The sequence below is a fragment of the Embleya scabrispora genome, assembly GCF_002024165.1.
In the GTDB taxonomy this organism is placed as follows: Bacteria; Actinomycetota; Actinomycetes; order Streptomycetales; family Streptomycetaceae; genus Embleya; species Embleya scabrispora_A.
This window is the reverse complement of the sequence record NZ_MWQN01000004.1, coordinates 684351-707607: the sequence shown is the minus strand read 5'-3', so window position 1 is coordinate 707607 and position 23257 is coordinate 684351. Positions and strand designations below refer to the sequence as shown.

At 71.7% G+C, this 23257-nt stretch carries 21 protein-coding genes and 1 pseudogene; 9 read left to right on the top strand and 13 right to left on the bottom strand.

The window, feature by feature from the left end; genetic code table 11:
* Window positions 1-12: 12 nt before the first annotated feature.
* Window positions 13-210 (bottom strand): hypothetical protein, encoded by a 198-nt coding sequence (locus B4N89_RS48470; RefSeq protein ID WP_101897548.1) that lies wholly within the window; start codon window positions 208-210, stop codon window positions 13-15.
* A gap of 260 nt (window positions 211-470) precedes the next feature.
* Complete coding sequence (locus tag B4N89_RS43600; protein ID WP_414646474.1) at window positions 471-1865, bottom strand: M64 family metallopeptidase; 1395 nt, start codon at window positions 1863-1865, stop codon at window positions 471-473.
* A 125-nt stretch (window positions 1866-1990) separates the two neighbouring features.
* Here B4N89_RS43600 and B4N89_RS43595 point away from each other — a divergent pair.
* The 4 genes and pseudogenes from B4N89_RS43595 to B4N89_RS43580 all read left to right on the top strand — a co-directional run bounded on the left by B4N89_RS43595 (window position 1991) and on the right by B4N89_RS43580 (window position 5628).
* A pseudogene (locus tag B4N89_RS43595) lies at window positions 1991-3357 on the top strand (transcriptional regulator).
* Between the two features lie 65 nt (window positions 3358-3422).
* Complete coding sequence (locus B4N89_RS43590) at window positions 3423-3650, top strand: hypothetical protein (RefSeq protein WP_078982148.1); 228 nt, start codon at window positions 3423-3425, stop codon at window positions 3648-3650.
* 27 nt (window positions 3651-3677) lie between these two features.
* The gene (locus B4N89_RS43585) at window positions 3678-4172 is read left to right on the top strand and encodes a Clp protease N-terminal domain-containing protein (protein ID WP_078982147.1); all 495 of its coding nucleotides are present in this window, start codon (window positions 3678-3680) and stop codon (window positions 4170-4172) included.
* A gap of 229 nt (window positions 4173-4401) precedes the next feature.
* A complete protein-coding gene (locus B4N89_RS43580) occupies window positions 4402-5628 on the top strand; it encodes a ricin-type beta-trefoil lectin domain protein (RefSeq protein WP_235619335.1) in 1227 nt (408 codons plus the stop codon).
* Window positions 5629-5735: 107 nt separating this feature from the next.
* Here B4N89_RS43580 and B4N89_RS43575 read toward each other — a convergent pair whose 3' ends face one another.
* Window positions 5736-8798 (bottom strand): lantibiotic dehydratase, encoded by a 3063-nt coding sequence (locus B4N89_RS43575; RefSeq protein WP_235619334.1) that lies wholly within the window; start codon window positions 8796-8798, stop codon window positions 5736-5738.
* Between the two features lie 165 nt (window positions 8799-8963).
* Between B4N89_RS43575 and B4N89_RS50380 the strand changes: the two genes are divergently transcribed.
* Both B4N89_RS50380 and B4N89_RS43565 read left to right on the top strand, forming a co-directional pair.
* On the top strand, window positions 8964-9347 hold the full coding sequence (locus B4N89_RS50380) for a VOC family protein (RefSeq protein ID WP_161501036.1): 384 nt from the start codon (window positions 8964-8966) through the stop codon (window positions 9345-9347).
* 184 nt (window positions 9348-9531) lie between these two features.
* The gene (locus B4N89_RS43565) at window positions 9532-10275 is read left to right on the top strand and encodes a GntR family transcriptional regulator (protein ID WP_078982144.1); all 744 of its coding nucleotides are present in this window, start codon (window positions 9532-9534) and stop codon (window positions 10273-10275) included.
* Here the strand turns inward: B4N89_RS43565 and B4N89_RS43560 are convergent.
* Window positions 10272-10853, bottom strand: coding sequence for a cysteine hydrolase family protein (locus B4N89_RS43560; protein ID WP_078982143.1), 582 nt, complete (start codon window positions 10851-10853; stop codon window positions 10272-10274). The two genes, B4N89_RS43565 and B4N89_RS43560, sit on opposite strands and share 4 nt — an antisense overlap.
* An 87-nt stretch (window positions 10854-10940) precedes the next feature.
* Window positions 10941-11501 (bottom strand): TetR/AcrR family transcriptional regulator, encoded by a 561-nt coding sequence (locus B4N89_RS43555; RefSeq protein WP_078982142.1) that lies wholly within the window; start codon window positions 11499-11501, stop codon window positions 10941-10943.
* A 37-nt stretch (window positions 11502-11538) separates the two neighbouring features.
* On the opposite strand from B4N89_RS43555, the gene B4N89_RS43550 reads away from it, so the two are divergent.
* Entirely contained in the window at window positions 11539-12579 is a 1041-nt protein-coding gene (locus B4N89_RS43550; protein WP_078982141.1) for an epoxide hydrolase family protein, read from the top strand.
* 78 nt (window positions 12580-12657) lie between these two features.
* Here B4N89_RS43550 and B4N89_RS50375 read toward each other — a convergent pair whose 3' ends face one another.
* The 4 genes from B4N89_RS50375 to B4N89_RS43530 all read right to left on the bottom strand — a co-directional run bounded on the left by B4N89_RS50375 (window position 12658) and on the right by B4N89_RS43530 (window position 16900).
* Window positions 12658-13377, bottom strand: coding sequence for a hypothetical protein (locus B4N89_RS50375; protein ID WP_078982140.1), 720 nt, complete (start codon window positions 13375-13377; stop codon window positions 12658-12660).
* Window positions 13378-13490: 113 nt separating this feature from the next.
* Window positions 13491-14444, bottom strand: coding sequence for a Gfo/Idh/MocA family protein (locus tag B4N89_RS43540; protein ID WP_078982139.1), 954 nt, complete (start codon window positions 14442-14444; stop codon window positions 13491-13493).
* 5 nt (window positions 14445-14449) lie between these two features.
* On the bottom strand, window positions 14450-15601 hold the full coding sequence (locus B4N89_RS43535; protein WP_078982138.1) for a polysaccharide pyruvyl transferase family protein: 1152 nt from the start codon (window positions 15599-15601) through the stop codon (window positions 14450-14452).
* Between the two features lie 15 nt (window positions 15602-15616).
* Window positions 15617-16900 carry a nucleotide disphospho-sugar-binding domain-containing protein gene (locus tag B4N89_RS43530; protein WP_078982137.1) on the bottom strand — a complete coding sequence of 428 codons (1284 nt, stop codon included), beginning with the start codon at window positions 16898-16900 and terminating at the stop codon, window positions 15617-15619.
* Window positions 16901-17201: 301 nt separating this feature from the next.
* Between B4N89_RS43530 and B4N89_RS43525 the strand changes: the two genes are divergently transcribed.
* Both B4N89_RS43525 and B4N89_RS43520 read left to right on the top strand, forming a co-directional pair.
* Window positions 17202-18149 carry an NAD-dependent epimerase/dehydratase family protein gene (locus B4N89_RS43525; protein ID WP_161501025.1) on the top strand — a complete coding sequence of 316 codons (948 nt, stop codon included), beginning with the start codon at window positions 17202-17204 and terminating at the stop codon, window positions 18147-18149.
* A 40-nt stretch (window positions 18150-18189) separates the two neighbouring features.
* Window positions 18190-19575 carry an NDP-hexose 2,3-dehydratase family protein gene (locus B4N89_RS43520; RefSeq protein ID WP_078982135.1) on the top strand — a complete coding sequence of 462 codons (1386 nt, stop codon included), beginning with the start codon at window positions 18190-18192 and terminating at the stop codon, window positions 19573-19575.
* A gap of 28 nt (window positions 19576-19603) precedes the next feature.
* Here the strand turns inward: B4N89_RS43520 and B4N89_RS43515 are convergent, their stop codons facing one another.
* The 4 genes from B4N89_RS43515 to B4N89_RS43500 all read right to left on the bottom strand — a co-directional run bounded on the left by B4N89_RS43515 (window position 19604) and on the right by B4N89_RS43500 (window position 23246).
* Window positions 19604-20044 carry a VOC family protein gene (locus B4N89_RS43515; RefSeq protein WP_078982134.1) on the bottom strand — a complete coding sequence of 147 codons (441 nt, stop codon included), beginning with the start codon at window positions 20042-20044 and terminating at the stop codon, window positions 19604-19606.
* A complete protein-coding gene (locus B4N89_RS43510; RefSeq protein WP_078982133.1) occupies window positions 19995-21116 on the bottom strand; it encodes a Rieske 2Fe-2S domain-containing protein in 1122 nt (373 codons plus the stop codon). Before B4N89_RS43510 ends, B4N89_RS43515 begins: the two co-directional genes overlap by 50 nt.
* A gap of 78 nt (window positions 21117-21194) precedes the next feature.
* The gene (locus tag B4N89_RS43505; protein ID WP_078982132.1) at window positions 21195-22367 is read right to left on the bottom strand and encodes a cytochrome P450; all 1173 of its coding nucleotides are present in this window, start codon (window positions 22365-22367) and stop codon (window positions 21195-21197) included.
* 33 nt (window positions 22368-22400) lie between these two features.
* Window positions 22401-23246 carry an SAM-dependent methyltransferase gene (locus B4N89_RS43500; RefSeq protein ID WP_078982131.1) on the bottom strand — a complete coding sequence of 282 codons (846 nt, stop codon included), beginning with the start codon at window positions 23244-23246 and terminating at the stop codon, window positions 22401-22403.
* Window positions 23247-23257: the final 11 nt, after the last annotated feature.

Below are 23257 nucleotides of genomic sequence, written 5' to 3'. Positions count from 1 at the left end.
GCGCGTCGAGGGTCACGGGTCGGGCCGCAGGTTGGCCTGGAACTGCCGCGTCGTCGGCGGCGGTACCGCCTGGGTGAGGTTGGCGAACGGCTCCGCGGCGGCGACGAGGTCGGCAAGGGCCGGGGAGGTCGCGGCGTCCGGATGCGCGGTGAGCGCCTCGCGGGCCTGCACGATCGCAGCGCGCAGCTCCTCGTGGCGAGTGGTCGGCATCGCGATTTCCCTCCGGACGGGCGCGAGGATCGTCCGACAGGCTTCGACCTCGGTACGCCCACATTATCCGAGGCGGAGGATGCGAAGCGGATACGACCCCGTACGCACCGTCGTGGCGGAACGGCCACGACGCGGCGGTCGGCTCCCGCGGCGGTCGGCTCCCGTGGGGACCGGGCGCAACGGCGCGACCCCGGCGCGAGGGGCGCGCCGGGGTCGCCGTGCTGCCGGTGGTGCGAGCGGTCGGTCCCCGACGACCCGGATCAGGCCCGGACGGTCCAGGTCAGACTCGTCCGCAGGGTTTGGGCGATGGCGGGGTCACGGACCGAGTCCGTCGGGTCGACGACCACCACGGTCAACCGGTGCGGCCCCGGGCGACGCGGATCGAGGCGCAGTTCCGAGACCTGCACCGCGTCCTCCGACGCCGGTGGCTCCAGCGGCTTGTCGTCGAGGTACCACCGCACCCGAAGCGGTCGCGCGGCCGGACCGGCGGGTCGGGCCAGGGCGATGCGCGCGCTGTCCCCGGCGCGCAACGTCCGCGCCGTCGGGGCGAGGGCGCGTGCCGCGGAGGCGTGCCGGTGGAAACCGGCGATCATCGCCTCGACACCGGGCAGATTGAAGGGCTTGCCGGTGAAGCGCATCAGCGAGCCGTCCGTCGGCCGGTTCAGGCCCGTCACGTAGTAGCCACCGCCGGTGTAGGCGCCGACCGTGCCGCCGTCCGGTGACGTCCGGCCCAGCCGGCGGTACCACTTGGTGCGCGTGCTCCGCATGCGCGCGGCGGACAGTTCGGTGATGTTGGACTCGCCCGGTTCGGGGCCGGTGTAGTGCTCGTAGCCGGGGACGCCGGGATAGAAGTACTCGTCGGCGAGCTTGCCGAGCGAGTGCCCCGTCTCGTGGATGGCGACCTGGCCCGACTGGGCGTTGTGCGCGGAGGAGGTGGCGATGCCCTCGTAACCGAGCGTCGGGCTGGGCGTGTTGTAGCCGGCACCGCCGTACTTGCCGCTGTTGGCGAGCACCATCACCAGGTCGACGGCGGGGGCTTTGCCGACGTACGCGTCGACCTTGGCCTCGTCGACGCACAGCAGCCGTTCGGTGTTCTCGCACCAGAGATAGGAACCGATCGCCGTGTCGCGGACCACGTCCCGGGACGGATCGCCGGACACTCCGGACTGGCGTGAAACCGCGTCCACCGCCCAGACGTTGAAGAGACTCGCGTACGTGGTGTACGGCTCGACGGCCACGATCTCCGCCCAGCGAGCCCTGACGTCGGTGTGGAACCGCTCGAGTTCGGCCGCGGTGTACCCGTCGCCGACGAAGACGATGTCGAGGCGGTCCGCGGTGGGGCCGTTGTCGACGATGCTGGTGATCGCGCCGTCGCCCGACGCGGTTTCGGCGGCGAGGGCGCCGGGTGGTGATCCGTCCCTGCCCCGCCGGGGGACCCGGGTGTATCCGGAGCCCGCCTCGGTGTGCGGTTGCGCGAGCGCGGTGGGCGCCGCGGATTCGGGGCCGGGGATCTCGACGTGGACCCGGTCGGTGGTCGGTCGTCCTGTGGCGGCACCGGCGGCCGCACCCGGGGCGGTGACGACGGTGCACACGAGAAGGGCGGCCGCGGCGGCCGCGAGCACGCGTCCGCGGCGGGATGTACTCGATCTGCGCAAGGGATTCTCCTTGGCACGCGAGGGGGATGGATCCGGACTTCAGGAAATCCAAGTCCGAACTCAAGCCAGGCGTCGAGACGTTGCCGCACAATGCCTCGGGGGAGGAACTACCGCAGGGGTACCCGATGGACGAGCCGGCCGAGATCGGAAGGCGCATCCAACGTACGCGCAACCAACTGGGATCGACGCAACGCCGGCTCGCCGAGCCGAGGTACACCGCGGCCCACATCTCCACCCTGGAATCGGGCAAGGCCCGTCCCTCGGAGGCCGCCCTGCGCTTCCTCGCCGGGCAACTCGGCACCAACTACGAAGAGCTGACCACCGGTCACCCACGGAACTGCGCCTCGCGCTCACCGACGCCCAGCGCCTGCTCGCCACCGGCACCCCCGAGCGGGCCGCCCTGCGCTACGGGGAACTGCTCGCCGACGCCGAGCGCCCGGCGCTGCCGGTCGAGCAGGCCGGCGCCCGGATCGGACTCGGCGAATGCGCGCTGACCACCGGCGAACCGGCCCGGGCCCGCGCCCACTTCGAGGCGGCCGAGCGGCTACTCGCCGGCGAACCCGCGCCCCGCCGGGCCCGCGCGATCCGCGGCCGGGCCGTGGCGCACTTCCTGGCCGGCGAACCGCGCTACGCGTGCTACGTGCTGGAGACCGCGCTGGACGAACTCGCCGGCGACGACCTGCACGACCCCGACGCGCTCGTCCTCCTGCACGCCGCCTCCATCGCGCCCTACATGGACATGGGGGCGTACGTCCGCGCCGCACACGCCGCCGAGGTCGCCCTCGCGCCGGCGCCGCGGGTCCCCGATCCCGCGCTGGTGGCCGGCATGCATCGCAGCGTCGCCCGCACGCTGCTCGCGGAGGGCCGCATCGCCGACGCGGACGCCTCGCCGGCCAAGGCGCAGGAGCTCTACCAGCAGCTGCATCTGCGTACCGAACTCGCCCACTGCCACTGGATGCGCGGCTACGTCCACGCCCAGCACGACGCGCTCGACGCCGCCGAGACCGAACTGCGCACCGCGCGCGAGATGCCGGTGGCCGCACGCGCCCGCCTGTTCACCGCCCAGGTCGAGGTGGAACCGGCCGACGTACTGCGCCGCCTCGGCCGGCACGAGGAGGCGCGGGAGTTGTTGTCGGGCGTGCTCGACCTCGACGACACCCGCGGTGCGGTGCACGCGGCGGGCGCCCATCGGCTGCTCGGTCTGATGGCCGAGGAGCGGGGCGAGCCGGAATGCGCCGAGGAGCACTGCGTCGGCGCGCTCGACGTCCTCGAACGCAGCGGGGCGGTGGGGGACTTGGCCGACCTGTGCATGCTTCCGGGCGACCTGCTGCGCCGCTCGGGCCGCACCGAAGCCGCGATGGACGCCTACGACACCGGCCTCCGCAACCGCGCGACGCCGGGCACCACGACACTCGGGCCGGCCCTCGGCCGGCCGGCACCGTACGCGGACGCGGGGGGCGGGCCGGTGCCGGTGTATCCGTTCGCGCTCTGACCCGACCCCGCGCGCCTCATCAACTTTTGTTGACGGCTTGCGCGTCCATCAACTAAAGTTGATGTGTGATCGACGCCAAGGACGTTCCCTCGCCCGAGCAACCGGAGGACGCGTTCGCGGCCGTGGTCGCACTGCGCGGCCTCGCCGCGGCGCTGGAGCGAGCGGCGGTAGACCACGCCCTCGCCCAGGGTTGGACCTGGAACCACATCGGTCAGGCCCTGGGCATGAGTGCCCAGGCCGCCCACAAACGACTGTCACCCTCCCGACGAACGCCACCACCCCAGGACCGGTGATCCACCGGCCCGGCAAGGAGATCCACCGTGGGCATCCGCACCGCGATACACGACATGGGCGCGATGAAGCGTCTCCTCACCGGCGCAGAGGAGCAGGCCCGCGCGCTCGGCGAGGAAACCCCCGGCCCCGAGCACCTGCTCCTGGCCGCCCTCACCCTCCCCGACGACTCCGCCCGGACGGCACTGGCCGCATCCGGTGCCACCGTCGAGGACGTCCGCCGCGCCCTGGCCGAATCCCACGCCGCCGCGCTGCGTTCGGTCGGGATCGACACCGATACGATCCCCGCCCCCACACCCGCCCCCGCCCCGCGCGGACCCTACCGAGCCTCCGGCACCGCGAACGAGGTATTCCAGCGCGCGACAGCCCTGGCCAAGGCCGACCGCCCCAAGAACCTGCGCACGGCCCACGTCCTGATCGCCGTCGCCGAACTCGAACACGGCACGGCCGCCCGCGCGTTGCGCGCTCTCCACATCGACCCCCACATCCTGATCGAAGCCGCCCACGCAGCCATCCGCGCGTAGCGCGCCGGGGGGTTTCGACCATCCCGATCGCGCGGCGCGGGGTCGGGTTGCGCGGGGGACGCGGGGGCGAAAACCGTTGCGACCGGTGACCTGTACGGTGTTTTTCGGCCGGTGCCGGAAGGCGCGTTCACGGCCGTGAACGAAGGGTTACGGGGATTTGAAAGTCACGGGGAAACGCCGAATATCGTTGGTCGCCGCATTCGCGGCGACCGCTGCGATCGTCGGTGGATTGCAACTGTCGGGCTCGGCGTTCGGCGATCAGGACGACCGGGACGCCCACCCGGATGCGGTGCCGGTTCAGCAGGCGTTGGACGGGGTCGAGGCGCCCGACTCCGGCTGGTCGGATGTCGACGGCACCGCGTTCGTCCATGGCCGGATGACGATTCCGCCGCTCGCCGCCGCCCGGCAGCGTACGGCCGTCTCCGCCGCCGCGGCGGCGCCGTCCGGGCCCGGGTGGAAGTCGGCCGGCGCGGCGAAGCTGCTGTCGACCGGCTACACGATCAAGTTCTACGATCAGAAGTCGGTCGACTGGCTGGCGCCGTACGTCGAACGCTCCGCGGCCGAGATCCAGCACGAGACGGCGCTGCCGATCAAGGTCGACACCAGGCCCGTCGGTCACGACTACGTCCGTCCCAAGGGCGAGATCGTGATCGGCGCGTTCCTCAACCCGTGCGTGACGACCACCGACGGCAGTCCGTGGAAGGTCGTCATGGACGGATCCGGGACGCCGGGGTGGAGTTGCGGGTTCCACTCGCGCAGTACCCCGGACACGGTGACCAGCGGGCACGCGTACATCAACACGTCCTTCTTCACCGCCGACGGCAAGCCCACCGCGCGCTTCGGCGAGGTCGGCATGCGCAACCACGTCAGCCACGAACTGGGCCACACCCTGGGTCTGGCGCACGCCGACGACACACCCGGCAAGTGCGCCACCGGTACCGACTCGGGTGAGAACCCGGTCATGTGCACCCGCCTGAACGCCTACCCGGACTCCCGAGCGGGCCAGTACGTGCAGCAGTTCGACGTGCAGGGGCTTCGCACGCTGGCCGCCGCGGCCGGCGCTCCGGTGCCCCCACAGGGCAGGATCACCGGGATCGCCGGGAAGTGCCTGGACGTCAAGGGCGGCAAGCCGGCCAACGGCACCCAGATCCAGATCTACACCTGCAACACCGGCCCGGGTCAGTCCTGGATCCGGTACCCGGACGGCACGCTGCGCTCGATGGGCAAGTGCCTGGACGACGCGCGCAACGCGTCCGCCGACGGCACCAAGATCTCGCTGTGGGACTGCAACGGCAGCGCCGCGCAGAAGTGGCGGATCGACGCCAAGGGCCGCATCGTGCACGTGGCGAGCGGCAAGGTCCTGGACGTGAAGGGCGGAAGCACCGCGAACAGCACGGTGGTGCAGCTCCACTCCGCCAACACGGGCAAGGGCCAACTCTGGAACCTTCCCAAGTAGCCCGAGCGGCACAAGTGGTAGGCGGCGCACCCGACCGAACCCGAGGAGCGGAACCTCGTGTCGTGATCCGGCCCCGGTAGCGGTCCGGAAGGTTCCGCCCGGTCGGCTCACGGGCCGACCGGGCGGGCCCGGAAGGCCAAGGCGGCCTGGCGGGCGAGGCGTCGGCAGGTTCGTTCCCCGGTCGGGTCGATCCCCAGGGCGCGGTTGTGGTGCAGGCGCAGGAGCGCGTCCAGGACGGCGTCGGTGTCGGTTTCGGCGGGCAGCGACTCTCGGTAGGCGGCCAGGGCGTCCGCACGGGCCGCCCAGGCCGCGGTCAACTCCTCCGGCAGGCCCGCCAGATCGACGCCGTCGGCGGTGATCCGGGTCGGTACGGTGTCCGCGATCGCCCGCTCCACCGGCGGCGCCGCGCCGATCGGTCGTACGGCCAGGCGCCGCATGCCCTCACCGGGTCCGCCGTGGAAGGCGCATGCGATGCCCACCATCGACAACGCGGCCCACGCGAGCGGCGCGAGGTCGATCGTGGGCGCGTGCGCCAGCCACGCGGTCACCGCGCGCGAGTCGGCGGCGAAGACCCGCTCGGCCGCCGCCATGGCCGCTCCGGCGCCGTAGCGGCCGACTTCGGGCCGGTAGGTGTCCAGCACGAGATGGGACGCGGCCCGCCCGGCACGCAACTCCCGGATCCAGCGCTCGGCCGCCGCCATCACGGCCGCTCGGTCGTGCGGGTCCGGGGTGTGGATGTACAGCCGGAGATGGTCCCTCTCACAGATGCCGCGGGAACGCACGAACCACCGGGCGCGGTCCCGGTCCAGCGCGGCCGCGAGTTCGGGCAGGCGGTGGGCGATGATCTCGTCGAAGCGCTCGTGATGCGTGTGGACCTTCGCGAACACCCACTCCTCGCTCGCCGATCCGGGCGCCGCGCCGCACACGGGGTCGGCCGTGAGCCCCGGCAGACCGATCAACGGCGAGGGTGCGGGCGGTCGGCGGGCGACCAGGGGGAGGGCGATCTCGTGGACGTGGCCGTCGATCCACCCGAACTCGGCGGCCGACGCGGCCTCGTGCACGATCGCGTGTCCGCGCTTGGCCATGTGGACGCGCAACAGTTCGGCGTGCGCGGGCTCGTCCAGGGACAGGCGCAGGGTGCGGTCGGCGCCGTCACGCAACTCGACGACATCCGGGCACTTCCAGCGGGTGCGCCACGCTTCCAGGGCGTATCGCCACGAGTTCTGGTCGGCGCTCGCGGCCGGCAGGTCGTCCCCGGTCGGCCGCCACCGCGCGGGGGAGAGCACCGAGCGTCCGTACCGCACCCTGGGCAGCCAGGGCAGGAGTTGCGCCCGCGGCCCCCAGTCGAACTCGTACCACTGGGCCCCCAACGCACGCGGCAGCCGGGCGACGAACCGCGCGAGCGGGGACACCTGCCGGTGCAGGGCGAGGGCATGGAACACTTGGGGCTCCACGACGAGCTGCCGTGAGCGATCGACCAGGTGCAAACCGGTCGAGGTGGCCAGCACGGCGAAGTCCCGGACGTCCACGGCGATGTGCGGGTCGTCGGGACCGCGGTGTTCGCCCAGGGACAGGACATGGGGCAGATACCCCGGGACGCGGCCGACGTTCTGCGCATGGGCGTACACCGGCGGCGTGGCCAACTGCACCCGCAACGCGCCCTCGGTCGCGGGCGGCAACGTCCGGTACACCTCCTCCAGACCCGAACCGGTCGCCGTCGGGGTGAACCGCGAGGTGATCGTCCCGGCCGCGCCCGCCGGCGCGACCACGAGGGTGAACTCCCCACGATCCAACGCCCGAACGCCGCGGGCGTGTACGCGCGCGGACAGTTCGAGGTGCGGAGGTATCCGCCGCTCGTCGAAGCCCGTGCCGTCGGCCAGGGTACGCACGTCCGCGTCGGTCAAGCCGACCTCGCCCACGCCGACACCGTCCGCCATGGCCTGCCACGCCATCGCGAGCAGAAGGTCGTCGCGCGGCGTCGCCGTCTCGACCGGCGCGGCCTCGGCGGCGGTGGGGTATCCGGCGGGATAGCCGAGCCCGGTGTCCGGGTCGACGACATCGGTCAGGGGCACCGGCGTCCCGACGCCGTACCGGTCGACGAACGCGGCATGGTACGCCCGCCACGCCGGCTCGCCCCCGGGCCGACGCGTGGTACGCAACAACGCGCTCGCGGCCCGCTCCATCTCCCACGCCACCGCATGGGGAACGGCGACCCGGCAGTCGAGCCGCGTATCCACGCCGAGCGCGGTACGGCCCGCATCGGACAGCGTACGCATCCGCGCACCCAGCTCGGCCCGCAGCGCGGCGCGGTCGGCGAGCGACGCCTCGTTGTGTCGGTGCACACCCTCGGCCACCAGGCGCAGCCCGGCCACCAGCGGCGCCACGGCGGGCACCCCGTCCGCGTGCACCCGCCGGAGTTCGTCCACGAGCCGCGCGAGCGGGTCGGTGACGGTCATCGGCGCGCGCAACGCGCTGATCAGGAAGCCGCGCCGCAGGAGGTCGGTCGACAGGGCCTCGACCCGGACGCGGTCGACCCGGGGAAACGCCTCGGCCACGGCGTCGACGAGCGTGCCGAAACGCACCGGCGACGCCGCTGCCTCCCGCGCCGCGAGCACGGCCCGCGTACGGCGCACGCTCACCCGGAACGGACCGTTCGCCAACTCCAATCGGTCGCCCCGCTCGGTCACCGGCCGGCCGAACACCACGTCCACGCGGGCCAACAGCTCCGGACACGCCTCCAGTCGGTCGACGACGTCGGCAAGCCATTCGGTGTCGACCCGGGCCACCGGCCGATGCCGCGACCCCCAGTCGACCCGAGCGTGCGCGCCCACGGTCAACGGCGCGACACCGGCGAACAGGCCGAAGGGCGTGGGGCGTCCGGCGCTGCGCAGCACATAGCGGACCACGGCGGCGGTCGCCCGGCGCACCCGTTTCGGGTCGCCGTCGTCGGTGCCGGCGATCAGCGCCTCGACCCGGCGCGCGAGGGTGGGGCCTGCGGCGGTGACGCCGGCGACAAGCCCGGGTCGCGACCACGTCCGCCGCAACCAGGCCACGCAGTCGGACGCGTCGTCGAAGTCCGGCCACCGCGTGGGCATTTCGCCCAACGGTGTCACCGCCGCCCGGAGCAGGGCGACCCCGGTGCTGCGGTAGAGCTGCGTCCCGTCCGACACACGATCCTCCGGTCGTTCGACCCGCCACGCCGTGCACGCTCCGGTGCGGCAGGTCCGGTTGGATACAACAGTGGCGCGTCGACCGCCCGAAAGTGAGCCGAAACACCGTTGATCGACTACTGCCTACCCGGGTGTTCGGCACGAGGATCGGGAAGAATCATGCCCATGGTCTCGGTATTGCAGAATGTGGCGATCGACTGTGCGGATGCCTACGAGTTGGCTCGGTTCTGGAGCGGGGTGACCGGCCGCCCGCTGCATCCGGAGGACAAACCGGGCGCGCGGGAGACCGAGGTGCAACTCGCGGACGGTCCGGTGTTGTTCTTCAACCAGGTGTCCGAGGCCAAGACCGTCAAGAACCGGGTCCATCTGTGTCTGCGCCCCGAGACGTCGCGCGACGAGGAGGTGGAGCGACTGCTCGGCCTGGGGGCCACGCTTTTCGCCGACCACCGGAATCCGGACGGATCGGGTTGGGTGATTCTCGCCGATCCCGAGGGCAACGAATTCTGTGTGCTGCGCAGTGCGGCCGAACGAGCGGCGATGGATACCTGACGAATCCGCCGGTCCATTGCCTCCATTGCCTCCATTGCCTCCATTGCCCTCTTGGAATACGGGATTCCTTATCCATATATGCCGGAGGGCCGGCAGCGGGACAAACTGCTGTATCAATTGGGTGCGGTGGTACGCTGGCGAGGTGCGTAAAGATGCTCGTGAAGACGATTCGGTGATCACGGGAATGCCGCATATCCCCGCATTGTTGTTGGTCGGCGCGGAGGAGACCGGCCTCGATCGCACGAACCAGGCCTACCGGGCGATCCGGCGTCAGCTCATCGACCTGACGCTGTCGCCCGGTAGCAGCTTCACCGAGACCTCGCTCGCGCGGCAGTGGGACATCAGCAAGACGCCGGTACGCGAGGCGCTGGCCCGACTGCGGCGGGACGGGCTCGTGGCCGCGCTGCCGCGCGCGGGTTACGTCGTCAGGCCGATCACGCTCCAGGACACCGACGACCTCTGCGGATTGCGCACGCTGCTGGCCGGGGAGGCCGCGTCCGCGGCGGCGCGCCGAGGTGTCGACGGGCCCGCGCTGGAGCGGCTCGAAGTGTTGTCCCGGGTGCATTTCGCGCTCGCGGCAGGCGAGTTGGGCCAGGAGGAGGCGTTGCGGGCCTCGATCGAATTCGAGGCCATCATCGCCAACTCCGGCGGCAACAACCGTCTGGCCAAGGCGATCGTCGACGTGCTGGACGAACTGGAACGGGTCCTGCGCATGGCCGCGTTGATCGCCCCCGACGCCGCGAGCCCGCCCGGAGAACTGGCGGCCGTCTTCGAACGGTTGCGCGCGCGGGACGTGGCCGGCACCCACGAGGCGATGCGCAGCCGATGCGAGCGCGTGCATCGCGACGTGCTCCAGGTCCTGGCCCGAAGCGCCTCCGTCAACAAGGCGCCGATCGAGATGCCCGTCTCACCGCTGCCGCCCGCCTAGGAGCCGGCGACACGCGCGGGGTGGCCGAGCGGTTCCGGATGCCAGGCCGCGCACGGCATCACCGCGAATCCGCGGCTCGGGAAGACGGCGTCCATGAAGAAGTCGTGGATGGCCGGATCGCCGTCGGCGCAGCCGTCGCGCAGCACGGCCACCCGGTATCCGCGATCGGCCCCGTCGTAGGCGGTGGCCGCGACCATGGCGCCGGTGGCGACGCCGGTGATCGCGATCGTGTCGACGCCGCGCGCCCGCAGTACGAGGTCGAGATCCGTGCCGGCGAACGCGCTCGTGCGGCGTTTGAGCACGACGACGTCCTGGTCGGCGACCGGCAGGGCGAGCTCGGTGCCGGCGGTGCCCTCGTGGAAGGCGTCGCCGGCCTCGTAGAACGTCCGGTACAGCGCGTTGTCCCGGAGGAGATCGGCCCCGTTGCCGCGGAACGCGAAGCGCACGAACACCACGAGAGCACCGGCGGAGCGGGCCCGCGGCAACAACTCGCCGAGCCGGGGCAGGACTTGTCGGGCGAAGGGATAGCTGCCGGTGATGCCCTGCTGGAGGTCACCGATGATCAGTGCGGTGGTCACGACAATCTCCCGTCGGAGCCGCTCCGTCCGGCGGCCGCAATGAGCATTGAGATCACAACAGTATCAGACTGAGATATCACCAGGATCTCAACCGTCGGCCAGGCGCTGGATGGTGGTGGCCAGCCAGGCCCGCAGGCCGGCCGGGTCGCCGAGTTCGGCGCGCAGGACGCGGCGGCGGGCGGAGACGCCGAGGACGAAGGCGTCGATGGCCGCGGCCCGGTCGCGGGCCTCGGCGTCGGGCAGGCCGGTGCCGCGCAGGTAGCGGTGCAGGGGTTCCAGGGAGCTCTTGTCGAGGAAGGCGGCCAGCGCCTCCGCCGCCTCCGGGCGTTCGCCGGACGCGCGATGCAGGACGAGCAGCGGGTCCTCCCCGGATGTACCGAACCAACGCCGCACGATGCTCGCCGCGAGGCGCGCGCCGAGCGTGGAGCGGTCGCCGTCGACGGAGTTCTCGACGGGCAGTTCGACCCGGGTCGCCGCCAGGAACAGGCCGTCCTTGCCGCCGAAATAGCGCGTGATGAGGTTGGGCGACACGCCGGCGGCGTCGGCCACACCCTTGACGGTGACCGCCGTGTACCCGTGCCGGGCGAACTGGCGTCGTGCGTGTTCCAGGATCCGCTGCCTGGTCGCGGTCGCGTTCCGAGACGTCATGTGTATGAGCATATACAACGTGTGTATTCTCGTACACATGATGGATGACCTGCGAGAGCGAATCCGGCGGACGCGACGCGTGGCGACCCCGTGGAGCGACGACGCCACCCGCGGCCTCGGCGGCACCCGCCTCGACGAACTGCTCGAACGCTGGGCGAACGGGTACGACTGGGACGTGCACGAGCGCCGCATCGGCGAACTCCCGTGGGTGACGGTGCGGGCGGGCGAGAGCGACCTGCGGGTCATCCACCAGCGCTCCGCGAACCCCGGCGCCCCCGTGGTCGTGCTGCTGCACGGCTGGCCGGACTCGGTGCTGCGGTTCGAGCGGGTCCTGCCGCTGCTCACGGACATGCACGTGGTGGTTCCCGCGCTGCCCGGCTTCCCGTTCGCGGCACCGCTCACCACGCCGGGCATGTCGGCCGGGGCGATCGCCGGGATCGTCGCGGACGCGCTCGACGCGCTCGGCCATTCCCGCTACACGGTGTCCGGCGGCGACGTGGGTGCCACCATCGCGGAACTCCTCGCGGCCGAACACCCGGACCGGGTGGCCGCGTTGCACCTCACGAACATCGCCCCGCAGCACGCGCTCACCGCCGACCCGGCGAAGCTCGCGCCCGACGCGGCCGACTACCTCGGGCGGACCGCGCGGTGGTTCCGGGCCGAAGGCGGGTACATCGCCGAGCAGTCGACACGGCCGAACACGCTCGCCGCGGCCCTCGGCGACTCGCCCGCCGGCCTCGCCGCGTGGATCGTCGAGAAACTGGAATCCTGGTCCGACGAGGCGGCGTTCACCCCGGACGATCTGCTCACCTGGGTCACCGCCTACTGGGCCACCGGCACGATCGGCACCTCTTTCGCCACCTATGCCGAACCGGTCACCCTCCCCGGCCGCGTCGAAACGCCGACCGTGCTCTCCGTGTTCGCGCACGACCTCAAACCCGAACCCCGAAGCTACGCGGAGACGTTCCTGAACATCCGCGAATACGTGGAGCACCACGCAGGCGGCCACTTCGCCGCCTGGGAACACCCCGAGACATACGTCGGCGACCTGCGGCGGGCGGTCGACCTCGCCCGCTGAGAGCGACGCGGCGCCCGGTGCCCGGCCCCGCGCACCCGCGGATCCGCGAGCCCCGGAGGTTCGGGAGCGACGCGCCGGTCAGGGACGGGAGTTCGCGTCCGGTGTCGACGGCGACTTGCCGTCCAGGACCGGACGCTGCGGCAGCGACGCGCGCGGCACCTCGAAGCGGGCCAGCCGGATGTACGGGGCGAGGCACTCCGGCGGGGGGCTGCGATCGGGGAGGCGTACGTCGAGCCGGAGCCGGTTCCCGGTCGCGAACAGCCGGGCCCCCTCGGGGTCGAGGCAGCCCGCGTCGACGGTCACGGTCACCACGACGTTGCGGACGAAGTCCGTTGCGGGGGTGGGTTCCGCCGGGCGCTTGTTCGGGCTTCCGGCGAATACGCCCGCCAGGACGTCCGCGTCCTGCGCCGCCGATTCGGCGACGGCGAACACCTTGGGCAGGCCGCGTGCCTCGGCGAAGGAGATGGTGCGCGTGTCGACGCGTCCGTCGGCGGGGACGGCGGGGGTCCGCGTGCCGCCGGGTGTGGCGCCGGGCGGTGTCGTGCTCGGCGGGATCGCCGTCTCGGCGGGGGACGCGGTGGGTGTGGCGGCGGGCGAGGTGGCGGGGGCGGTGGTCGGTGCGCCGACGGGTGTGTCGGACACCGAGTGGACCGGCTCTCCCGCCGTGTGGTTCTCCTCGCCGTCATCCGCGAGCAGGAGCCACAGCGCGATTCCGACGCAGGCGACGGCGATCAGTCCGGCGGCGACGACAAGGATCGTCCGGGCGGTGGCGGGTGGTCGTGCATTCGACTCGGCCATGGTGATGTGACGTCGGCGCCCGAGGGACGGTTCCCCGCGGCGACAAGTCGCAGGCCCCGTTCCGGTTCGGCGCCCGGACCCGACGAAACCCCAGCCCGGCGAGCCCGGGAACTCTAGAACGGCAGCGTTCGGTCGCCGTTCGCGGCCCGGATCAGGCGGTCGAGGGTCCGGGCGTCGCCGAGCAGCGGTTCGTCGAATTCCCGGGAGCCGGTGTACGCGGCATCGACCACTCGGTCCAGGAAGAGCCGCATGCTGTCGGCGGGCGCGACCCGGTGGATGCGTTCCTCGTCGTCCTTGCGGATCGTCACCCTCGTCTCGTTCTCCGGCGGCATCGAGAACGGCCGCTCGACGTCGACGACTTCGTGCCTGCCCAGCAGCTGTAGCGCATTGCGGTACGTGCTGGTGAAACCGAAGTGGCCGACGACGGTCCTTCCCTCGGCGTATCGGGCCAGTGCGCTGTACGAGAGGTCGAGGCCGTCGGCCGTGCGGTCGGTCACCATCACGCCGACCTCCTCGGGCTCCAGGCCCCACAACACCCGCCCCAACGACGCGAGATAGGGCCCGGTGTCGAGGAGCGCGCCGCCGCCGCGCGCCCGATCATGGCGAAAGTCCCCCGCCGGCACCGGCGGGGTGAAGACGGCCACCACCTTGGTGGCATCGGCGGCCCGCTTCCGGACGACGGGGAACATCGGGTGGAACGCATAACACGTCGCCTCGGCGAGCACGAGGGACGACGACCTCGCCAGTTCCACCATCTCGGCCGCCGCCCGCGCGCCCGGCAGAGCCGGCTTGTCGACCACCACGTGCCACCCCAGCCCCAGCGCCTCCCGGACCGCGACGGCATGTTCGCTGTTGACCAGGGACACATACGCCAGACCCGGTCGGCGCGTCGCCAACGCGCGGCGCCAGTCGCCGTGGAGCCGGCCCAGCTTCGGGATCCCCGCCACGTCGTTCGGCGTGGCGTGGCGACTGGCGATGTCGATGGTGGGAATCTCGGACATCGACGCGACGGCGGGCAACACCCGGCGCCGGGCGAACCCCGACAGTCCGATCAGCAGCAGTTCCATGTGTCTCACCCGGAACCACGCCCATAGATCCGCTCGGCCACGGCCAGTTTGGCGGTGCGCAGTTCGGCCAATCGCTCGGCACCGTACCCGCCGGTGGTGGGGCGTTCGGGAATCTCCGGCGGTCGGAGCAGCCGCCAGGCGGAGCCGGAGTCGATCAGCGAACGATGTTTGATGTCGTAGTAGTCGTCCCGCACCACCAGGGCCACCCCGTGCGCGCCGGCCGCGCCGGCCACCATGTGCGGATGGAAACGGGTACTGATCCAGCACTGGCCGGCGCGCGCGGGCAGGCCGTGGGCCAGGACGTCGCCGAGCGAGTACCGGCGGGCACCGGGCAGCAGCATCTGGGCGATGGCCAGGACGTCCCGATCCTTGTCGGGGGAGCACTCCAGCAGGCCGACGTCCGTCACCCGCCACGCGCGCAGTACCTCGGACACGAAGCGCACCGTCGCCTCGGCGGCACCCTCGTTCTCGGTCAGCAGCGACTGCACGCTCACCATGACCTCCGGCACCCGCTCCTCGTCGGCGCGCAGCAGGTGCGGGCCGAATCCGAGGAACACGTCGTCGCAGTGGTCGGCGGACGGGGCGAGCCCGGCGAACTCCGCCGAGGCCGTGTCGCGGACGTCGACCACGTCGAACCGCCCGATCAGCGACCGGGTCGACCCGGCGGCGTCGGCCGGCGGCCACAATCCCTGCCCGGTCATCGCCGTCCTCGCGTCGCCCGTCTCGGCGGCGACGGCGATGCCCGCCAACAGCCCGACGAACACCGGCCAGATGCCGTTGAGGAAGCCGCCACCGACCAGGTGCACCACCGCCGCGCCGCGCAGTACCGAGATCCCGTCGGCCAGTTCGGGCACGGACGTCGGGGTGCGCACCGCGTCCGCCACACCCGCGCAGGTCGCCTCCGGGTCGTCGCCGGGCCAGTGGCGCAGGCACAACCGCCACAGCACGCTGGTGAAACGAGCGCGCGGATGCACGCCGTCCATGTGCCGGACGGCCACCTCGGGATAGAGGCAGTCCACGACCACGTCGACCTCGGGAGCCACTCGGGCCAGATGCCGCAGCCAGGTGATGGCGATGAGTTCGTCGCCGTAGTTGGGAATTCCCGCCGGGCAGACGAGATAGTACGGGCGGGGCTCACCGTCGCTCGGAAGAACCATGAAAGGGCCGATTCCTCACGCGCGATGGAGGGTGGTCAGTTGCTCCAGGCGGGCAACGCAGTCCGTCGGCGCGGGGTCGGACATCGTGTCGACGTACAGGCGATGAGCCCCGGCCCGAAAGCCGGGATCGTCGAGAACCCGAACCAGCGCCTTGCACACGGTCGCCCCCTCCAGCCCCGCCGGGTCCAGTGCGAGCCCCGCCCCGTAGCCGGTCACCTGGCGCGCGGTGACCATCTCGTCCCACATGGGCTGCGGAACGATCACCTGCGGTACGCGGAAGCCGGCAGCCGCCGAGAAGGTCCCCCGGCCGCCGTTGTGCACGATCGCCGAACAGGTCGGCAGGAGCAGCCCGAACGGTACGTAGCCGATGGGCCGCACATTGTCCGGAAGCCGGCCGAGAGCGGACATCCGATCGGCCGACATCGTGGTCAGCAGATCCGCGTCCAACTCCGCCGCCGCGTCGAGGAAGTCCCGCAGCGGAAACGCCAGCGTCCGCCGGTGGATCTCCTCCCTGGTCGTCCCGAGCGTGAGCACGACCCTGGGCCGCGCCGGCTTCTCCCGGAGCCACGGGACGAGTTCGGTCGCTCCGCCGAAGGGGATCCGGCGCATCGGGACGGTCGTGCCGTGGGAGCGGTACGGGTGGGGGCGGCACAGATCGACCGACCACTGACCGAGGAGGGTCTCCTCCGTGAAGTCCAGACCGTACGGATCGAGCAGCGGCCGCAACCACTCGGCGCACGGATCCTCGACGTCCTCCGCCGAGGCGGCGCGTCGCTCGTCGAGGTCCGTGCGGATCCGGTCCCGGAGCATGCCGATCGTGTCCATGCCCCAGACGATCCGGGCATGCGCGGCACCGCACAGCCGGGCGGCCACCGGAGCGGGGAACACGAGAGCGTCCCAGAGCAGGAGATCCGGCCGCCAGGAGCCGGTGAACGCGACCAGGTTCCGCAACAGGGCGCCCTGTCGGCCCACTTCGGATTCCGGCGCGTACACCTGCCGGTACATGAAGCGCACGGCCTCACGGAAGCCGACCCACCGACCCTCGTCCCGCTCGTCCGGATCCATCGCCAGGAAGTCGGATTCGTTGTGCTCGCCGGGGCGGACCGGGGACACGTCGCCTTCGCCGCCCAGGGGGACGGCGTTCAGGCCGGCCGCCTCGATGTACCGCGTCGAGTCGCGCTCCGGGCCCCAGTCGCCGGTCAGCAGCACCTCGTGCCCGGCACTCTGCAGGGCCCACGCGAGCGGAATCACCGTATTCAGATGCGCTTTCACGGGCAGAGTCGCGAACACGACGCGCATGCGGATCTCCGTTTGCTGAGGCGGCCGTCCCCCGAACCGGGTCCCAGCCTCACGGGGTTCATCGGCGATTGCACGCTTCGTTGGGCCGAACGAGTTCAAATCGACGCCACGACTACTCCGTATGGGGTACCCGTCCGCAGTCCGGAGCCCGGCCGCCCATCCGGCCGGCAAAGATGGTGCCGTTCAGCCGCGTTGCCGTCGGCGACGCGGCGACGACCCGACGGTTGTTGCGGGTTCGCCCGCCCACCGACCGGACGCGCCCGCACTCCAAGGGAGTTGTCCCGATTCACGGAGGAGGTCCATGACGAGAGCCGCCGTCGTCGGAGCCGGATTCCTGGGCACCGCCCTCGCCATCGGCGCCGAACGCCGTGGCTGGGACGTGACCGTCATCGGCCGCTCCGATCCGTACGCGCTGCGCGAGCAGGCCTCGTCCACCGGAGGGCTGCGCCTCGTCCGGGGCGACGGAGCCGACGAACTGCCGTCCGTGCTGGGCCGCGACACGAGCGTCGTCGTCATCGCCGCCGGTGGCCGATTCCCGGTTCCGTCGGCGTACGCGCCGGCCGCCGACGCCGTGGACACGCTGTCGCTGCTGATCAACGTCTGCGAGGCGGTGCGCACCCACAGCCCCGACACCCGGATCGTATTCCTCTCCTCGGCCGGCGGCGTCTACGCGCCGGGGCCCGAGCCGGGACTGCGGGCCGAGACGCATCGCGCGGAGCCCACATCCCCGTACGGCATGTCGCGGCTGACGGGCGAGTCCTACCTGGAGTTCTACCGAAGGGTGCACGGGCTGGCCGGCACGGTCCTGCGCTGCTCCAACGTCTACGGCCGACTGCTTCCGGCCGCCCGGGGGCAGGGCGTGGTGTCGGCGGCGTTCCGCTGCGCGCTGTCGGGCGAGCCGTTCCGGCTGCACGGAAGCGGAGCACAGCGGCGGGACTTCGTGCACGTGGACGACTTCGTACGCGCGAGCCTCGATCTGCTCTCGTTGCCGACGCGCGTGCCCGCCACCGTCAACGTCGGCTCCGGCGTGGGCTATTCCGTGGCGCAGGTGGTCGACCGGGTCGCCACCGTGTTGAAGAAGGACATCACGATCGCGCGGGGACCGAGCGCCGGCACCGACCTGGGCAGCCTGGTGGTGGACACCTCCCTGCTGCGATCGCTCGTCGATTTCGCGCCGTTGGACCCGGACACCGGCATCGAGAAGATGGCGCGCGAGCTACAAGCCGACGCCGGTGGGGAGTTGTCGTGAGCAGGACCCCGGTGGGCGGGCCGCGCGAAGGGCGAGTGGGATGTCGATTCTGATCCGCGGCGCCGAGGACTTCCTCTCCTCGGCGCGAACCCTGGAGACACCGCTGACCCCGGACCCGGAGGCCTTTCTCAAGGAGCGCGAGGCCGCGTCCACGTTCCACACGGAAGAGGTCCCGCTCGGCTCGCTGACGAACTGGCATCTCGGCGACCGGATCAGCCATTCCTCGGGCCGCTTCTTCGCCATCGAGGGGCTCTCTGTCCGGACGAACTTCGGCCCGACGCCGCAGTGGTACCAGCCGATCATCGTGCAGCCGGAGATCGGCATCCTGGGGATCCTGGTCAAGCGCATCCACGGCGTCCACCACTTCCTGATGCAGGCGAAGATGGAGCCGGGAAACAGCGCCCTGGTCCAGTACTGCGCCACCGTGCAGGCCACCCCCAGCAACTATCAGCGGGTGCACGGGGGTCGGTCGACCCCCTACCTCGACTACTTTCTCGACCCCGGCCCGCGCGTCGTCGTCTTCGACCAACTCCTCTCCGAACACTCCTCGTGGTACCTCTACAAGCGAAACCGCAACATGATCGTCGAGGTGCCCGAACACGAAGAGGTCCCGGCCGCCGACGACTTCACCTGGCTGACCCTGGGCCAGCTCCGGGGCCTGCTCGCGCAGGGCAACCGGGTGAACATGAACGCCCGGACCGTGTTGTCGGCCATCGCCTACGCGACGCCGAACCCGTCGGCGGGCGTCGCACGCGAACCGGACGGATTCCACGGGGAGATCGTCCGGTCGCACCGCAGCGGTGCCTCCGACGACGCGCTCGCGTCGGCGATGACCTGGCTCATCGACCAGAAGGCCGGCTTCAGCCTCGACGTCAAGCGCATCGACCTGCCCCGGATGGCCGGATGGATCTGCGACGAGCAGGGCATCCGGCACCACGAGGGACGCCACTTCCGCATCGTCGGCCTGTCGGTCGGGGCGACGAGCCGGGAAGTGGGAACCTGGGCGCAGCCGATGTTGCAGCCCAACCCTGGCAACGTCGTCTGCTTCGTCTGCCGGCGCCATCAAGGCACCCTGATGTTCCTGGTCCAGGCGATGGCCCAGCCCGGCGCCACCGACCGGGTCGAACTCGCCGCGACGGTGCAGTCGACCCTGGGCAGCTATCGCGGGCCGCGGGATCTGCCGCCGCTGGCCGAGGTGTTGGACTGCGATCGGTCGTGGGTGGTCGTGGACGCCGTGCAGTCCGAGGACGGCGGGCGCTTCCGGCACGCCGACACCAGGCACCTGGTCGTCCGGATCCCGGACGACCAGGTGATCGAGGCACCGGCGAACTACCGGTGGATGTCGCTGGGTTTGCTCAACCGACTTCTGCGCCTCGGCTACTACGTCAACGTCGAGGCGCGCAGCCTGATGGCCTGCCTCCTCTGATCGCGCACCGCACCACGGGCCCCGGCCGTCAGCCTCGCGGCTCCCCGGCCGGGTCCTGCGCCGCCGCGTACCTCCCCAACTCGCTGTCGCGCAGTGCCGCGTTGTCGTGGATGCCGATGACGTAGCCGTCGATGTCGCGGAAGTAGAACACACGCTGACCGACATCGTCGGTGAGGGGCCCCTTGATCACGGTGGTGTGCCGGGCGACGTGATCGTGGAATCCGTCGAAGTCCTCGACACCCATGTACAGCATGCCGGCCAGGCTGATCGGGGTCTCCGCGAGTTCGGGCAGCCAGTTCTTCAGGTCGGCGTTGCTGTACAGCAGTCCGCAGAAGTCGCCCCGGTAGAGCAGCATGTGGATGTCGTCGCCGGGGCGCGAGATCGCCGAGTCGACGTCGAATCCGAGCTTCTCGTAGAACTCAATGCTGGCCGCCGTGTCCTTGACGCTGATGCACGTCGCAAACGGCATGACAATCTCCCGTGGTGGTCGCCGGTGGTGTGGAGTAGAACTGCTCGGCCCACTTGCGATAGCGGCCGATGGGCCCGTCGCCGGGCGCCAGACGTGGGGTCTCGCGATACGTCTGGTAGTGCCACACCGGCAGGTCCAGGGAACCGCCGTGGGCGTGGATGACATAGAAGGCGTCGCGAATCAGGCGTGCGGCCACGCCGCTTGCCGGTTTCGACCACATCCTCGGCACTCGCTCGCTCGGTGCGACCCTCGCCGTGGCCGCGAACCGGAACTCGGCCCGCCAGGGATCGACGGGATTGGGGAGGGCGAAGAACCTGGTCGCGACGTGGTCCGACAGGGCGCATTCGATGACGGTCAGGCCGAGGCCGTACACCCGGAACGTGTAGGTCGCCGAGACCTGCCCGACGCGCGGGAGCCTTCGCACGACCCGGAAGCGCCCGCCGCACTCCCGGCCGTCGAAGGACACTTCGGGGGCGGCGGCGAGCGTTGCTCCGTGCAGGTGCTCCAGGTGCCCGAAGTCGACCACATTCTCCGTGATCTGCTGCGGGTGCCCGGCGACCTCGTACATCGTCCCGCGAGGGGCGCGCCAACCCGAGGTCGAGAGGGCCGGCGGCTCCCACGTGGGGGGCGAGCCGTCGCGGGCCCGCCAGACGAGGATGAGGCCGCCGGTCTCGCGCACGGGCAGCGTGTCGAGCGTCGCCCTGGGCGGTGGCCCGCCGTACGCGGTACGCCGGCAGGGCCCGTCCAGGCTGAACGCGAACCGGTGGAACCCGCAGACGATGTCGTCCCCGGTGACGGTGCCCATCACACCCAGGTGCGCGCCCAGGTGCGGACAGTGCGGGCGCAGTGCGCGGAGTCGGCCGCTCGCCCCTCGGGCCAGGACGACGTCCTCGCCCGTGGACCGCCGGGTGATCACCTCACCCGCGGCGACCTCGTGGCCGAAGCCGACGCAGAACCACCCGTCGGGGTGGGGCAGCGGGGCCGACGGGAACGCCATGTGCGCCGGCGTGGCGCCCGCTCCGTCCCGGAACAGCCGCAGCGACCTGCGATGGCCCGGAGTCCTCCAGGACATGACCTACTCCGTTTTCTCGGGTATCGGTGCGGGCGGACGCCGCGCACCGGGGCGCGACGCGGTCGCCCGCGCTCGATGTCACCACCGCACCGGAAGTTCGGCCGGCCCGCCGGTCACCGCGTCCGGGCGCATCCGCACCGCGTCCGGCTCCACCGCCAAGCGCAGCGTCGGAAGGCGGGCGGCGAGTCGGGTGAACACCGCGTGCAGTTCGATGCGGGCCAGGGGCGCGCCCAGGCAGTAGCGCAGGCCGTGCCCGAAGGTGACATGCGCCGAGGCCGCGCGGGTGATGTCCATCCGGTCCGGGTCCGGGAAGGCGGCGGGATCGTGGTTGGCGGAGCCGTTGTCCAGCAACACCAGGTCGCCCGCCCGGATCGCGACTCCGTCGACCTCCAGGTCCCGGCGCGCGTAGCGGGGGATTCCACCGCCGCCGCCCGTGTTCGACGCACGCAGGATCTCCTCGACCGCGCCGGCCACCAGCCCGGGGTCGTGCACCAGCGCCCGCCACTGGTCCGGGTTGCTCAGCAACAGCAGCGCACCCATCCCGATCTGGACCACCGTGGTCTCCTGCCCGGCGAACAGCAGCGCCATCGACAACCCGGCGATCTCGTCGTCGCGGACATCCTCGGCCGCGCACAGCCGGGAGATCACGTCGTCGCCCGGCTCGACCCGCTTGCGGGCGACCAACTCGCGTCCGTAGCCGTACAGTTCGGCCAGGCCGCGCCGTGATCGGGCGGGATCGCCGACATCGGCGGCATCGGCCGTCCAGGCGCGGAACCGCTCGCAGTCCCGGTACGGAACGCCGAGCAGCGCGCAGATGACCAGGATCGGCAGCGGCACCGCGACCAAGGCGTGCAGGTCCGCCGGCGGCCCGTGCGCGATCAACTCGTCCAGCAGGCGTGTGGTCAGGGCCTCCACGCGCGGGCGCAGCGGTCGCATGCGCCTGGGCGAGAAGTGCGGTTGCAGGAGCGCCCGGGTGCGGGCGTGATCGGCCGCCTCCGTGGCGAAGTCGCCGAGCACCGCGTCGAACAACGTCTCCCCGGTGCGGGCCGCGGTCTCCGGGGTCGGATGGGTGCGGCCGAGCCGGTCGTCGTCCAGCAGCCGTCGCACCTGCGCGTGACCGGTCACCAGCCACGCCTCGTCGCCCATGGCGGTGCGTACCCGGTGCACCGTGCCCAGGGAGCGCAACTCGCGCAGCCGGGGAGCGGTCTGCAACGGCGCCTGTGGGAACGGCAATTGCGCCACGACGTCCATGCCACCTCCGGGTGTTCGGTTCACGGGCGCGGTTCAGCCGTCGAGCGGCCGCTGTGCGACGACGAGGAGATATCCGAGCGCGGGCACGTCGATCACGGACTGCGGGTTGTAGAAGCAGGCCGCCTCGGTGTCGTCGAACTCGAAGCGGAGCTTGTCCGCGCGCTCGGCCAGGAAGGCGAACGACTTGGGCAGGGTCTCGTCGGTGATGTCCCGCAGTTCCAGGAATCGCAGGCCCGACGTGCGCATCAGCTGTGGATAGTCGTCGATCCGCACGGTCGTCGACCCCATCGTCCGCTGGAGGGCCAGCCGGTCGGGGGAGGGCGATGCGCTGCGGCCGTGGAAGTCGGTGGCCACGATCCTGCCCCCGGGGCGGAGCACCCGCCGCATCTCGCGGTAGACCTGCACCCGGTCGGGCATGTGGCACATCGATTCGAGCGCCATCACGGCATCGAACGAGGCGTCGGGAAAGGGAAGTTCCATGGCGTCGGCGACGCGGAAGTCGAGGCGGTCCGGGAACGGCGTCTCCCGTGCCAGTGCCTCGGCGCGGGCGATCTGCTCCTTGCTGACCGAGATGCCCGTCACGCTCGCCCCGGTGAGGCGGGCGATCCGCACCGCCGGCGCGCCGACGCCGCAGCCCACGTCGAGCAGCCGGCCGCCGGCGCCGATCCGCAGGCGTTCCACCATGACGTCGGTGAGCCGATCGGTGGCCTCGTCGTAGGTGAGTTCGCTGTCGGGGGTGTCCCAATAGCCCAGGTGCGCGTTGTAGCCCTGCCGTGCGTCGTCGCCGAGGAAGTCGGCGGCGATGTCGGTCATGCGGTCGTAGAGCTGCCCGACCTCCTCGGCCACGGGAGCGGTCGGCGCCGCGGTGCGTTCTTCCATCGTTGGCCCTC